The sequence below is a fragment of the Flavobacterium sp. FG139 genome (assembly GCF_057809695.1).
This window is the reverse complement of record NZ_JBMDKL010000006.1, coordinates 50,191-63,486: the sequence shown is the minus strand read 5'-3', so window position 1 is coordinate 63,486 and position 13,296 is coordinate 50,191. Positions and strand designations below refer to the sequence as shown.

The following is a 13,296-nucleotide window of genomic DNA, read 5'->3' as shown; positions in this document are numbered from 1 at the left end:
ACTGTAACTGGTTATTTATTTTTCAAAAGCGCAAACAAAGATATAATCTTCTACCGAATCAAATTGGATTTTGAATTTTTCTTCGGTATCGTTAAATTGTAAGGTTGCAGTAGCGGTTTTATCGTCTAAATTAAAATGGTCTTCAAAAATATGCTTGGGAAAACTAATGCCTTTTTCGTTTTTAATTTTGAAAATGCTTTCTTTGATGCCCCAAACTACTGTTGCTTTCTTAATTTTTTCAGTATTAGACAAACCTTCTAGATGCGAAACATTCATAAATCGAGGCGCAATTTTTAAGGTTTTTTCTTTGAGTTGTTCTAAATCGAGTCCCACTTTTTGCTCGCTAATTACAATAGCAGAAAAATCATTAGAATGCGAAATAGAGATTTCAACCTCTTTTATACTACAGCCTTGCGGTTTAATATGAGGTTTTCCAAATGCATCATAAAACAAATCAAAATCGGTATAATCATTATGTTGCAACAACATTCTAACAGCTAAAAACCCTTTTTTGTGGCTTTCCGATTTCATACTTTCCAAACGTTCTAAGGCAGAAGGTTTTAATCGCACTTGATTAAAAAGCGTATCAAAATCTTCTGTAATCTTCCAAAGATACAGTTTGGCTGTTTTTGATAATAATATAACTTTGTGTAATGGCATTTAGTATTTTATTGTGATACAGAGTCTTAAGAACCTAAACATTTCATAATTTTAAAAATAAATTATAAAAATCAAAACCTATGTTGTAATTTTGCACCAAATTATAAAAAAAACAAATATACATAATAGATGAGTACACAAACATTACCTTATGTGGCTTTTAAAGTGAAAGATATTTCGCTTGCAGCTTGGGGAAGAAAAGAAATTGAATTGGCAGAAGCTGAAATGCCAGGATTAATGGCGTTAAGAGCAGAATACAAAGACGAACAACCGTTAAAAGGTGCTCGTATTGCAGGATGTCTTCACATGACCATCCAAACTGCAGTTTTAATTGAAACTTTAATCGCTCTTGGTGCTGAAGTTACTTGGTCTTCTTGTAACATTTTTTCTACTCAAGATCAAGCTGCTGCTGCTATTGCTGCTGCTGGAATTCAAGTATATGCTTGGAAAGGATTAAATGAAGTAGATTTTGATTGGTGTATCGAACAAACTTTGTTCTTTGGTGAAGATAGAAAACCATTAAACATGATTTTGGACGATGGTGGTGATTTAACCAATATGGTTTTTGACCGTTACCCAGAATTGATTCCTGGAATCAAAGGATTGTCTGAAGAAACAACCACAGGCGTACACCGTCTATACGAAAGAATGAAAAACGGAACGTTATTCATGCCAGCTATCAACGTAAATGACTCGGTTACAAAATCGAAATTTGACAACAAATACGGTTGTAAAGAATCTGCTGTTGATGCTATTCGTCGTGCTACCGATGTTATGTTGGCTGGTAAAAGAGTAGTAGTTTGTGGATACGGTGACGTAGGTAAAGGAACTGCTGCTTCGTTCCGTGGCGCTGGTTCTATCGTTACTGTCACTGAAATCGATCCAATTTGTGCGTTACAAGCGGCTATGGACGGATTTGAAGTTAAAAAATTAAACACTGTTGTAGCCAATGCTGATATCATCATCACTACAACTGGAAACAAAGACATCGTTTTAGGTTCTCACTTTGAGCAAATGAAAGACAAAACGATTGTTTGTAACATCGGTCACTTCGATAACGAAATTGATATGGCTTGGTTGAACAAAAACCACGGTGCTTCTAAAATCGAAATCAAACCACAAGTGGATAAATATACTATCGCTGGAAAAGACATCATCATCTTGGCCGAAGGTCGTTTAGTAAACTTAGGTTGTGCTACAGGTCACCCAAGTTTTGTAATGAGTAACTCGTTTACTAACCAAACATTAGCGCAAATCGAATTGTGGAAAAACAGCGCTTCTTACAAAAATGAAGTATACATGTTACCAAAACATTTAGATGAAAAAGTAGCTGCCTTACACTTAGCTAAATTAGGAGTTGAATTGGAAACGTTACGTCAAGACCAAGCAGAATATATTGGTGTTGAAGTGGCTGGACCATTCAAACCAGAATACTACAGATACTAGTCTGATATTAGATTTTTGATATTAGATATTAAATATAAAACCCCGATTTCAATTGAAGTCGGGGTTTTTATTTGTAACGAATTTGTTTCAAGGTTTTTGAAGCTTTTTCCAGCTCTACGCTCTATCTTTTGCTCCACTACGTTCCGCAAAAGGATGCCGCTGCTATCTGGGCTAGGGCAATTATTTAAAAAAGAAAAACCGATTTAAAAACAGGTTTTCTTTTATTACAACGTCTCTTTCAACCATTTGTAAAACTCACTTTGCCAAACCATGCCGTTTTGTGGTTTTAGCACCCAGTGGTTTTCTTCTGGAAAATATAAAAATCTCGATTTAATACCACGCAATTGCGCTGCTTGAAAGGCTTCTTGTCCTTGCCCAATTGGCACACGGAAGTCGATGCCACCTTGAATAATTAAAATCGGAGTATTCCATTTGTCTACATAATTAATTGGGTTGAAAGTTGTATACGCTTTTTGAGCCACTGCATTGTCTTTTTCCCAATACGCACCACCAAAATCCCAGTAATTAAAGAATACTTCTTCGGTAGTTCCAAACATACTTTGCGTATTGAAAACCCCATCATGAGCTATAAAGGTTTTGAAACGGTTGTTGTGGATTCCAGCTAAATAAAACACGGAATAGCCACCATAACTCGCACCCACACAACCCAAACGCGCTTTGTCTACATAGCTTTCTTTAGCAACGTCATCAATCGCCGAAAGGTAATCGTTCATTACTTGTCCGCCCCAATCTTTAGAAATTTGCTCGTTCCATTCTTGACCATGACCGTACATTCCACGACGGTTTGGCGCCACTACAACATACCCTTGTGAAGCCATCAACGAGAAATTCCAACGAAACGAATAAAACTGCGTCAACGGACTTTGCGGTCCGCCTTGACAATACAATAAGGTTGGGTATTTTTTAGTTTTATCAAAATTAGGAGGAAGAATTACCCAAACCAACATTTTTTTACCGTCGGTTGTGGTCACATATCTTCGTTCGAATTTTGGCAACGAAAGTTTGGCATACGTATCATCATTTACTTTAGTCAATTGCGTCCAAGTGTTTTTCTTCAAATTACACGAGTATATTTCCAGTGCATGATTCATGTCGGTGCGCGTCAAAATAGCCGTATCGCCTGTAATATCAACAATATCATGCACATCAAAATCGCCCGAAGTTACTTGTCTAACTATAACAGCAATTTTGGTTAAGCCCGGAAAATTCACTTCAAATAATTGTTGCGTTCCATCAACAGCAGCAATAAAATAGATTTTTTTGCCATCTTTACTCCAACGGAAGCTTTCTACAGATCCATCCCAATTGGCAGTTAGATTCATTTTCATCCCTTTAAAACTAACGATAATGTCGTTTTTGTCGGCTTCATAACCATCGCGTTTCATTTGCAACCAAGTCAAATTTCCTGTTGGAGAAAATTGTGGATTGGTATCGTAACCCAAGTTGTCTTCCGTTAGATTTTGAGTGGTTTTAGTTTCTAAATTATACTGATATAAATTAGTATTGGTAGAAATCGCATAAGCCGTTCCTTCTTTTTTCTTACACACATAAATAATGCTTTTTCCGTCGGGTGTCCAAATAAAATCTTCATCACCACCAAAAGGTTTTTGAGGCGCATCATAATTTTCACCTTTCATAATATCGGTTGGAGTAGCGCCTTCTTTATTTTCTGCATAAAAAACATGATTGTGAGTTCCGTTATTCCAAGTATCCCAATGGCGGTAATCCAAACCGTTATAGATTTGCACATCCGATTTTTCTAAATTAGGATAATAATCTTTTCCTAAAATGCTTTCTGTTTTTACTTCTTGAGTCGATAAAATATACTTCCCATCGGCAGATATATTTTTGTCAGCAACCAAATCTTTGGTATCTTTTACTTCGGTAGCCACGCCTCCAGTTACTGGAATAGTAAAAAATTTAGAAGTCGATTTATTGTCTTCCATCACAGGAGTAGACACTTTATAAACAATCGATTTTCCGTCTTTAGACATTCCGATTACCGAAACGCGTCCTAACTTCCAAAGCAATTCTGGTGATAAAACTTGTTGTGCAGATGCTGCTATACTCATAGTGCTTACGATTATAAAAAATATTTTTTTCATTGTAACAATTGATTTTAATAAGACGTTAAAAGTAACAAATAATATTCATAAAAAAAGCCACACTTTTCAGTATGGCTTTTAAATTTAACTTTTAAATTTATTGTTTGATGAAACGTTTGGCAGTAGAACCATTTTCATTGGTAACCTGAATTAAATAGGTTCCAGCGGTTAATGATCCAACATTAATTGTCCCTTCATTTTCAATTCTTCCTTTTCCTAATTCTTGTCCCATCATGTTAAAAATTACATATTCTGATGTTTTTTCAAGATTAGAAACATTCAATACATCACCATTAACAGGGTTTGGATATAAATTGAATGACACTACAGTATTAGAAGCTGTTTCATCCACTCTAGCTGTTAACGAAATATTTACGGTATAATCTTCCACTTGTCCATAAGTGAATGAAGCACAAGAAGAAGTTGGTGTGGCATTATAACTCATTTGAACTCTCATTCTAGTAGCACCTAATGTGGCTGTTGCAGGAATGGTAAATGTTCCTGTTACTGGAGTGGTTGTTGAAGCTGCTTTAGTCCAAACTTTTTCTCCGGCATCAGTGAAAACTCCGTTTCCGTTATAGTCAATCCAAACAGCATATCCTTCTTTATAAACAGTGCTTGTCCAAGATGGAGTAATAGTAATAGTGTATGCAGTACCTCTTACTACATTAGTTGAAAGTGCCGTAAAGTTTTCGTAACCTGCTGTTCCTGTCGACGTATTGCTAATAGTTCCGAAAACTACTTTACCAATTTTTTCATCTGTTGTAATACTAGAAGTAGAAGTACAATAGGTTACTGTATTGGCTAAAGTGGTTACTGAAACCGTGTTACTTGCCACAGAAACATTACCCGCGGCATCCTTAGCTTTCACTGTAAATGAATACGTCGTTGAAGCTGTTAAACCAGAAACTGCATAGGTTGTTGAAGTTGTTGAACCTAATAAAGTTGTCCCTTGATATACATCATAACCTGTAACACCAACGTTATCAGTAGCACCCGACCAAGACAAAGTTGTTGAAGTAGAAGTTGTTCCAGAAGCTGTTAATGTTGGAGCAGTTGGAGCAGTTGTATCTACTACAGGAGCTAATGTTGTTACTGAAACTGCATTACTAGCAACAGATACATTACCCGCAGCATCTTTTGCTTTTACTGTAAATGAATAAGTAGTTGAAGCTGTCAATCCTGAAACTGCATAAGTAGTAGAAGTTGTTGAACCCAGCAAAACACCGTCTTTATATACATCATAACCTGTAACTGCTACGTTATCTGTAGCGCCAGACCAAGATAAACTTGTTGTTGTTTGAGTTGTTCCAGAAGCTGCCAATGTAGGAGCTGTTGGAGCAACGGTATCGGTTACACCAGAAGTAATCGTAAAGTTAGTATTAGATACATCAAAGAAAATATGATTGGTTCCTTTCACCATAATTCTGTTAGTTGTACCTGGAGTATTTGGAATCGTAACGGCTTCTGTACCATCATTTGGAGTAGCTGCTAATAAAGTGGTCCAACTTGTTCCGCCATCTGTAGATAATAAAATATCCACATTAGCACAGTTTACACCATTTGCAGTAGTACCTGCAACAGCCCAAGTTATAGTTTGAGAACTTCCACCAGCATAAGAAACAGCAGTATTTGGTGCTGTTACACTAAATGGTCCAGCTGTAGCATTAACAGTAACAATCATATCGTCACTATTGTTTGCAGGCCCACCAGCTCTATTATCACGAACGGTAACTCTAAAATTCATAGTTCTAGCAACCGATGATAATGCTTCAACAGTAAGCTCAGTTCCAGCAGTAGTAGTTGCTCCAGCTAATACTGACGCCATTCTTGGGAAATATCTTGTTGGAGTGGTTGCAGAATTATACGATCTAAAATTCACTCCTGTTGTTTTTGTAGCACTTGGCGCTGCAGATGTAGTTTGAGAATCCATTTGCTCCCAGTTATAAGTTAAAACATCTCCATCAGCGTCTGTTCCTGTTGCTGTCAACATAAATGGAGTACTTTTAGGAATCGTATAGTCTAAACCTGCACTTGCCGTTGGAATTGAGTTCCCAGTTGCTGTATTAACTGAACATGTTTTAGCCTTGATATTATTTGTAACTTGTTGGATACTAATAGCATGAAAATAAGCATCTGAGTGAGGTTGTACATCAAGTGTTGTAATACCAGCATAACCCATAATTGTTGAACCAGAACCTGGCTCCATTTGAACACCTGTACCTTCGTTACTATGTGTAAATGTATGGTTAGCTCCAAATTGGTGACCCATTTCGTGAGCAACATAATCGATATCAAAATTATCTCCCGATGGGATTCCATCTGCAGGAGAAGTGATTCCACTACCCTTAGATCCATTAGTACAAATACAACCTATGCACCCAGCATTTCCACCACCACCAGTTGCGCCAAATAAGTGACCAATATCATAATTAGCCTCTCCGATAACCGATGTTAACGTAGATTGTAATTGTGAATTCCATTGCGACATGCTTGATGAAGCTGCATAAGGATCAGTAGAAGCATTGGTGTAAATTACCAAATCCGTATTGGCTATTAGCACCATTCTTGCACCAAAATCTTTTTCAAAAACCCCATTAACACGTGTCAAAGTATTGTTGATAGCTGCCAATGCCAAAGCTTTAGTACCTCCAAAATAAACGGCATATTCACCCGTACATGACATGGCTAAACGAAATGTTCTTAAAACAGCATCATCTGCATTTGGTCTTAAAACGGCCGAATTAACTTGAGGCGTCACTGCGTCTATCACAGCGCATTCAAAATGGTCAAATGAAGCAGCTTTATCTGATTTTCTATAAACAGTATAAGTAGCTAAATCTTGCGAATAGGGTTCAATAAAAACAGCCGATCGGTCTGCACCTAGAACCATCGATTTGAATCCTAAAGGAGAAACACTAAAATAGGCTGTTAATGTTGGGTTATCAAAACCATAACCCACATACGATTTGATTTCAGGATAGCGAGCGGCTAAAGCAGGATCCAAATTTGAATTTTCAAAAACTTTAAATTTTTCCATTTGTCCATCCGCATTAGGCAAAGACAAAATAACGTTTGATGTTCTTGAAGTTGCACTTCGCTGAGGCGAATTGAAAAGTGCTGCTTTTAAAGCATTTACATCTAAATCTAAAAGGTTTTTTTGAGGAAGTTTCATACTGCTTTGAGCTACAGTAATGTCGCTTTTAGCAGTAGTTTTCCAAAATGAACCTTTTTGTTGCGCAAAAGAAAAGCTCGTTATCACTAATAACGCAACTGAAAGTAATTTGTACTTCATAATTTTTTGATTTTTAGATTATAATAATTTTCGAAAGTATTGACTTTTTTTATTTTCAAAATCAAAATCTTAAAAAAGATATTAACAATGACCCTTAAGATTTGCTTAATTTAAAAAGTATTCACACACTTTTATAGATAAAAATAGGAATTACTTAAATATTTCGTTAGAAAATAATATTATTATAAATTTAAAAAAAACTATTTTTATAAAAAAATTAGACTAACACATGCAACTTAGTTATTGGGAAATTAAAAACTGGTTTTCAAATGTTGATTTTACCATAGTTGGAAGCGGAATCGTAGGCCTTCATTGTGCTTTACATCTACGCGAACGTTTTCCTAAAAGCAAAATTTTAATCCTTGAAAAAGGAATTCTTCCTCAAGGCGCTAGCACTAAAAATGCAGGATTTGCTTGTTTTGGAAGCATCTCAGAAATTATTGACGATTTAAAATCGCACACCGAAGAAGAAGTAATCCAACTCATACAAAAAAGATGGGAAGGATTACAATTGTTGCGAAAACGTCTTGGTGACACTACAATCGATTTCAAACCTTATGGTGGTTATGAATTATTTCTCAAAGAGGATGAAAACACCTATGCTGAGTGCTTACAAAAACTGTCTTTCATCAATGAAATTATAAAACCCTTATTCAAATCTGATGTTTTCAACAAAGAAGTTGATCGTTTTAATTTCAAAGGAATTCACGACTATGTGATTTTTAACCCATTTGAAGCCCAAATCGACACCGGAAATATGATGGAAGCGCTTTTGAAAGAAGCAGTTTCAAACAATATTCTAATCTTGAATCAAGCAACTGTCTCTTCTTTTGTCGAAAAAAACAATGCCGTTAAAGTCATGGTAAATGATTTTTCATTTGACACAAATAAACTTCTTTTTGCCACCAATGGTTTTGCTTCACAACTGACTAATAACGCTGTAAAACCAGCCCGAGCACAAGTACTGATAACAGAACCTATTCCTAATTTAGACATAAAAGGAACCTTCCATTTAGACAAAGGCTATTACTATTTCAGGAATTTTGAAGATCGAATTCTTTTAGGTGGTGGCAGAAATTTAGATTTTGAAGGCGAAACTACAACCGAGTTATCGCAAACCGAAAAAATCCAAAATCGCTTGGAACAATTATTAAAAGAAGTAATTTTGCCCAACCAAGAATTTAAAATTGCACATCGATGGAGCGGCATCATGGGAATCGGTTCTCACAAAAAACCAATTGTTTCTCAATTATCAGAAAATGTGTATTGCGGAGTTAGATTGGGCGGTATGGGCGTCGCAATAGGAAGTTTAATAGGAAAAGAATTAGCAGAATTAGTATAAATGACAACAAAAAAGAACACTTCAAAAACGACAAATCAATCTTTTTTTCAAAAATTAAAACGCTTTATTTGGAAAGCCATGTTGTGGTTTTTTGGACTTTCTGTTTTTTCAGTTATTGTTTTTAAATGGGTTCCGATACCGTTAACTCCTTTGATGATTACACGACCCATCGAACAAAAATTTGACGGTAGAGAAATGACGTGCAGTCACGATTGGGTTCCCATTGAAGACATCTCACCCAACCTTCAAAAAGCAGTAATTGCGAGTGAAGACGGTAATTTTTTAAAACACAACGGCTTCGATTTTAAAGCCATGCAAAAAGCGTTTAAAAACAATAATCGTGGAAAAAAACTCAAAGGTGGTAGCACAATTTCGCAACAAACCGCAAAAAATGTTTTTTTATGGCAAGGCAGAAGCTACATTCGTAAAGGACTAGAGGCATATTTCACCTTTTTAATCGAATTGATTTGGGGAAAAGAACGCATCATGGAAGTATACCTTAATTCTATAGAAATGGGTGATGGTGTATATGGCGCACAAGCTGCAGCAAAGTATTGGTATAAAACCGACGCTAAAAACCTAACTAAAAATCAAGCAGCAGGTATTGCAGCCATTTTACCCAACCCAAGAAAATTCAAAGCTTCGAATTCTTCAGCTTATATTGAAAAACGAAAAGTGAAAATTATACGTGTGATGAATCACATTGGTAAAATAAAATACTAAAAAAAAGCGTTGGCAATCACCAACGCTTTTTTTGATTTATAAAAACAACGATCGGTATTGCGACCAATGTTTGTAAATTAAAATTCCGTTCAAAACCGCAACTACCAATGCTCCGGCTATGGCTGAAGCGTCCAAAAACAAATGAAACAGCAAAATATTTAGTGAAATAGGAACCAATACTACCAGTGCAAATGCCACCCATTTTTTCAAAAGCAGCATAGCGCCAATTATGATTTCCAATAAACCAACCGTTTTCAATACATAACCTGTATTGGCGAGTGATGTCATAAATTCTGCTGCCTTGGTAGGCAATTCTGGCAATGGGATAAAAGGGTTGGGTAAAAGTTTGTTCAATCCAAACAGTACAAGGATTAAACCTAATAGTATTCTAACAATTTTGGTAAACATTGAATTCATAACAATTTGTTTTAACGGTTAGTAATATGGTAAAAATATAATTAATTTTTTAAAATATAAATATTTTTACAGCTAATTTTTTAAACAATACTGTATTTAAAAGTATTTGTACCGCTTTTGTAACATTATAATCAATGCTCTAACTAATAGTAATAATTTAAAAAAAGAATACTTATGCAAGCTCACGAAATAGATTACCAAATTTTTGGAGAAGAAATGCAATACGTTGAAATCGAACTTGACCCTCAAGAAATTGTCATTGCCGAAGCAGGTAGTTTTATGATGATGGACAACGGAATTAAAATGGAAACCATTTTTGGAGATGGTTCCGAACAACAACAAAGTGGTTTGTTTGGAAAATTGCTTTCGGCAGGAAAACGCGTTTTAACTGGTGAAAGTTTGTTCATGACGGCTTACCTAAATCAAAACTACACTAAAAGTAAAGTTTCATTCGCTTCACCTTATCCTGGAAAAATAATTGCACTCGATTTAATGCAATTTGGAGGAAGATTCATTTGTCAAAAAGATTCTTTCTTGTGCGCCGCAAAAGGAGTTTCTGTTGGGATTGAATTTTCTAAAAAATTAGGACGAGGCTTCTTTGGTGGCGAAGGATTTATCATGCAAAAATTAGAAGGTGACGGAATGGTGTTTGTCCATTCTGGCGGAACATTAGCCAAAAAAGAATTAGCTGCAGGCGAAGTACTGAAAGTTGATACCGGTTGTATTGTGGGTTTCACCAAAGATGTTGATTATGATATCGAATTTATTGGTGGAATTAAAAACTCCATTTTTGGCGGTGAAGGATTATTCTATGCCACACTTCGTGGTCCTGGAACCGTTTATGTACAGTCGTTGCCTTTCAGCCGATTGGCCGACAGGATCATCGCATCTGCTCCCAGAGCAGGCGGAAGTTCTCGTGAAGAAGGAAGTCTATTAGGCGGTTTAGGCAATTTATTAGATGGCGACAACCGATTTTAAATAAAATAAAACCTGACAAATTCCTACAATCTGTCAGGTTTTAAAATTTATATAGTAAAATTCACTCCTAAAACAAAAGTTCTTCCCATATTCGGAATACCCTCGTTTTTCAATCTTGAAAGATGTGAAGTATACGTTTTATTCAAAAGGTTATTCGCATTCAAATTCACATCAAAAGCGGTTTTACCCAAAGTTACTTTTCCTCCAAAACCTAGATTTAACAAAGTGTAATCGTTCGATTTTGTTTCAAATTGGCTCGGATTATTTTGATCAAATGTGTACGTAACATTTAAAACTGCAAAACTATCTTTTAAGTATTTACCCGATTTGAATTCGGTTTTAACAGCATTGTTCCATTTGTTAGCCGGAATTAAAGGTAAATTCTCTCCGTTTTGTTTTCTTCCTGTTACACTTTCAAAACTACTCGTAACATGCAACCAATCTAAAGGATGCGGATGAAAATGTATTCCTGCTTCACCACCAAATAAATTAGCATTGGCTTGTAAGTAATCGTAAGTATCAAATCCGTTGGTTACAACACCATTTGGTGCAATAAAAATATAATTGTTGATGTGGTTGTAAAATCCGTTGACAAACAATTCAAAATGCGGATTTCGATATTCAAGATTCCAATCGGTTTGAAAATTCTGTTCATTTTTCAAATTAACATTCCCAATTTCATAGCGATTGCTGCCTTCGTGAACGCCATTTGAAGTTAATTCTGCCAAATTAGGCGCTCTAAATCCAGAAGCTAAGTTCAATCTGAAAATGATGTTTTCTTGTAAATTGGTTTTGAATCCCAACGACGAATTAAAACTTTGAAACGTTTTGTCAATGGCTTGAAAATAACCTTCATCTCCAACAATTCCGTGTTCTGTTGAAGTTACATTTCTATGGTCAAATCGCACTCCGGCTTGAATAACATTTTTCTTCCATTCATAATTTACCGTTCCAAAAAGGCCAAAATCATTCGTAGTAGCATCTGGAATTAAATATTCTTCTCCCGAATTGGTATTGGTTTGATGCATGCCCTGCGCACCAATAATCGATTCAAACTTTCCGATTTTCGGCAAATAATATTTGACATTATAATTATAGGTTTTCAATTTCATGTGTAAATTAGCTACATCACTGTCTTCAAATTCGCTTCTATCGTTAGAAATATAACCCAAATCGGCATCCAGTTTCGATTTTTTGAAAAAAATAGTATTGTTCCAACTCAAAATATTAGCATAAACAGCTTGTTTGGGAAAAGTTGTTTTTTTAGTAGACGTTTGTTCGGCGATCCCATTTTCTGGAATTCCCAAATCCAGTTTATTGAAATTATAACGCAAGGTTGATGTAAAATTATCAACAGCATATCCCAAAGCCGTTTTAAAATCGGATTCGTTATAGCGTGTATTAGTCACTCGATTTCCGTCTGGAATTTTATAATCAGCATGCGTATTGTAACTACCGCGAGCTAAAAATTTTAACTTTTCGGAAGATGCTTTTACACCCAAAGACGAATTACTTCCATTAGTATTGGAAAAGAATTTTTGACTAAAATTTCCTTCAACGGTATTGGATGCAGCGAATTTTTCTGGATTAAAATACAACACACCACCTATAGCATCAGAGCCATACAACAACGACGCTGGGCCCTTAATTACCTCAACACTTTCAATGCCGGCATCGTTTAATCCCAATCCGTGTTCTTCACCAAATTGTTGGTTTTCCAACCTCACGCCTTGTGAATAGACCAAAACACGATTACCACTCAATCCGCGAATGACTGGTTTTCCAATGGAAGTTCCGGTAGAAACTTGAGAAACTCCAGGAATGGTGGCCAAACCCTCAATTAAAGTCGACGATCCTTTTTGCGAAAGCGATTTCATCGATTGATGTTCAACTTTCATCACATTTTGCGATTGCAATTTGTTGAATGCAGTAGAGATAATTACCTCATCCATTTGATGAACGGTTTCTGCTAAAACAATATTTAGAATGACTTCTTTTTGTTGGAAATCAACTGCTTTAGTTTGGGTTTCAAAACCAATAAATGAGAAAATTATTTTAAAACTTCCTTTAGGTAAATTAGAGAAACTGTAGGTGCCTTTTTCATCAGAAACGGTTTCTTTATGAAGTTCTGGCATACTGATAGTAACGCCAGAGACAGGTTTGTTTTGTTGATTTAAAATAGTCCCAACGACTTTATTTTGCGCAGACGCAAGTATAGAAAACCCTAGCATTAGGGCGAGGAAAAATGTTTTCATTTGGAAAATGATTTATTGTTAAAAAATTAGATTTTCCGAATTGAATTCGGAATT

9 protein-coding genes are annotated in these 13,296 nt (G+C 35.7%); 4 read left to right on the top strand and 5 right to left on the bottom strand.

From position 1 onward, the window contains the following. Positions 1–15 precede the first annotated feature (15 nt). Positions 16–660, bottom strand: coding sequence for a 4'-phosphopantetheinyl transferase family protein (locus tag ACODSI_RS06650; RefSeq protein WP_488916056.1), 645 nt, complete (start codon positions 658–660; stop codon positions 16–18). 129 nt (positions 661–789) lie between these two features. Here ACODSI_RS06650 and ahcY point away from each other — a divergent pair, with 129 nt between their 5' ends. Next, the gene (gene ahcY / locus ACODSI_RS06645) at positions 790–2,106 is read left to right on the top strand and encodes an adenosylhomocysteinase (protein WP_488916055.1); all 1,317 of its coding nucleotides are present in this window, start codon (positions 790–792) and stop codon (positions 2,104–2,106) included. Positions 2,107–2,330: 224 nt separating this feature from the next. On the opposite strand, the gene ACODSI_RS06640 is transcribed toward ahcY, so the two are convergent. Further along, the gene (locus ACODSI_RS06640; protein ID WP_488916054.1) at positions 2,331–4,232 is read right to left on the bottom strand and encodes a S9 family peptidase; all 1,902 of its coding nucleotides are present in this window, start codon (positions 4,230–4,232) and stop codon (positions 2,331–2,333) included. A 97-nt stretch (positions 4,233–4,329) separates the two neighbouring features. After that, positions 4,330–7,527, bottom strand: coding sequence for a reprolysin-like metallopeptidase (locus ACODSI_RS06635; protein ID WP_488916053.1), 3,198 nt, complete (start codon positions 7,525–7,527; stop codon positions 4,330–4,332). A gap of 229 nt (positions 7,528–7,756) precedes the next feature. Between ACODSI_RS06635 and ACODSI_RS06630 the strand changes: the two genes are divergently transcribed. Next, positions 7,757–8,869, top strand: a complete 1,113-nt coding sequence (locus ACODSI_RS06630; RefSeq protein WP_488916052.1) for an NAD(P)/FAD-dependent oxidoreductase — start codon at positions 7,757–7,759, stop codon at positions 8,867–8,869. Next, entirely contained in the window at positions 8,870–9,592 is a 723-nt protein-coding gene (gene mtgA, locus ACODSI_RS06625; RefSeq protein WP_488916051.1) for a monofunctional biosynthetic peptidoglycan transglycosylase, read from the top strand. A 36-nt stretch (positions 9,593–9,628) separates the two neighbouring features. Here the strand turns inward: mtgA and ACODSI_RS06620 are convergent, their stop codons facing one another. Beyond that, the gene (locus ACODSI_RS06620; protein WP_488916050.1) at positions 9,629–10,009 is read right to left on the bottom strand and encodes a DoxX protein; all 381 of its coding nucleotides are present in this window, start codon (positions 10,007–10,009) and stop codon (positions 9,629–9,631) included. A gap of 174 nt (positions 10,010–10,183) precedes the next feature. Here ACODSI_RS06620 and ACODSI_RS06615 point away from each other — a divergent pair, with 174 nt between their 5' ends. Continuing rightward, positions 10,184–10,987 carry a TIGR00266 family protein gene (locus tag ACODSI_RS06615; RefSeq protein ID WP_488916049.1) on the top strand — a complete coding sequence of 268 codons (804 nt, stop codon included), beginning with the start codon at positions 10,184–10,186 and terminating at the stop codon, positions 10,985–10,987. 47 nt (positions 10,988–11,034) lie between these two features. Here ACODSI_RS06615 and ACODSI_RS06610 read toward each other — a convergent pair whose 3' ends face one another. Beyond that, positions 11,035–13,242 carry a TonB-dependent receptor gene (locus tag ACODSI_RS06610; RefSeq protein ID WP_488916048.1) on the bottom strand — a complete coding sequence of 736 codons (2,208 nt, stop codon included), beginning with the start codon at positions 13,240–13,242 and terminating at the stop codon, positions 11,035–11,037. Between the last annotated feature and the right edge of the window lie 54 nt (positions 13,243–13,296).

What these genes read in the sequence shown, in the direction of transcription:
- ACODSI_RS06650 (WP_488916056.1), bottom strand. Translation starts at nt 660, where the DNA reads ATGCCATTACACAAAGTTATATTATTATCAAAAACAGCCAAACTGTAT.
- mtgA (WP_488916051.1), top strand. Translation starts at nt 8,870, where the DNA reads ATGACAACAAAAAAGAACACTTCAAAAACGACAAATCAATCTTTTTTT.
- ACODSI_RS06635 (WP_488916053.1), bottom strand. Translation starts at nt 7,527, where the DNA reads ATGAAGTACAAATTACTTTCAGTTGCGTTATTAGTGATAACGAGCTTT.
- ACODSI_RS06615 (WP_488916049.1), top strand. Translation starts at nt 10,184, where the DNA reads ATGCAAGCTCACGAAATAGATTACCAAATTTTTGGAGAAGAAATGCAA.
- ahcY (WP_488916055.1), top strand. Translation starts at nt 790, where the DNA reads ATGAGTACACAAACATTACCTTATGTGGCTTTTAAAGTGAAAGATATT.
- ACODSI_RS06630 (WP_488916052.1), top strand. Translation starts at nt 7,757, where the DNA reads ATGCAACTTAGTTATTGGGAAATTAAAAACTGGTTTTCAAATGTTGAT.
- ACODSI_RS06620 (WP_488916050.1), bottom strand. Translation starts at nt 10,009, where the DNA reads ATGAATTCAATGTTTACCAAAATTGTTAGAATACTATTAGGTTTAATC.
- ACODSI_RS06610 (WP_488916048.1), bottom strand. Translation starts at nt 13,242, where the DNA reads ATGAAAACATTTTTCCTCGCCCTAATGCTAGGGTTTTCTATACTTGCG.
- ACODSI_RS06640 (WP_488916054.1), bottom strand. Translation starts at nt 4,232, where the DNA reads ATGAAAAAAATATTTTTTATAATCGTAAGCACTATGAGTATAGCAGCA.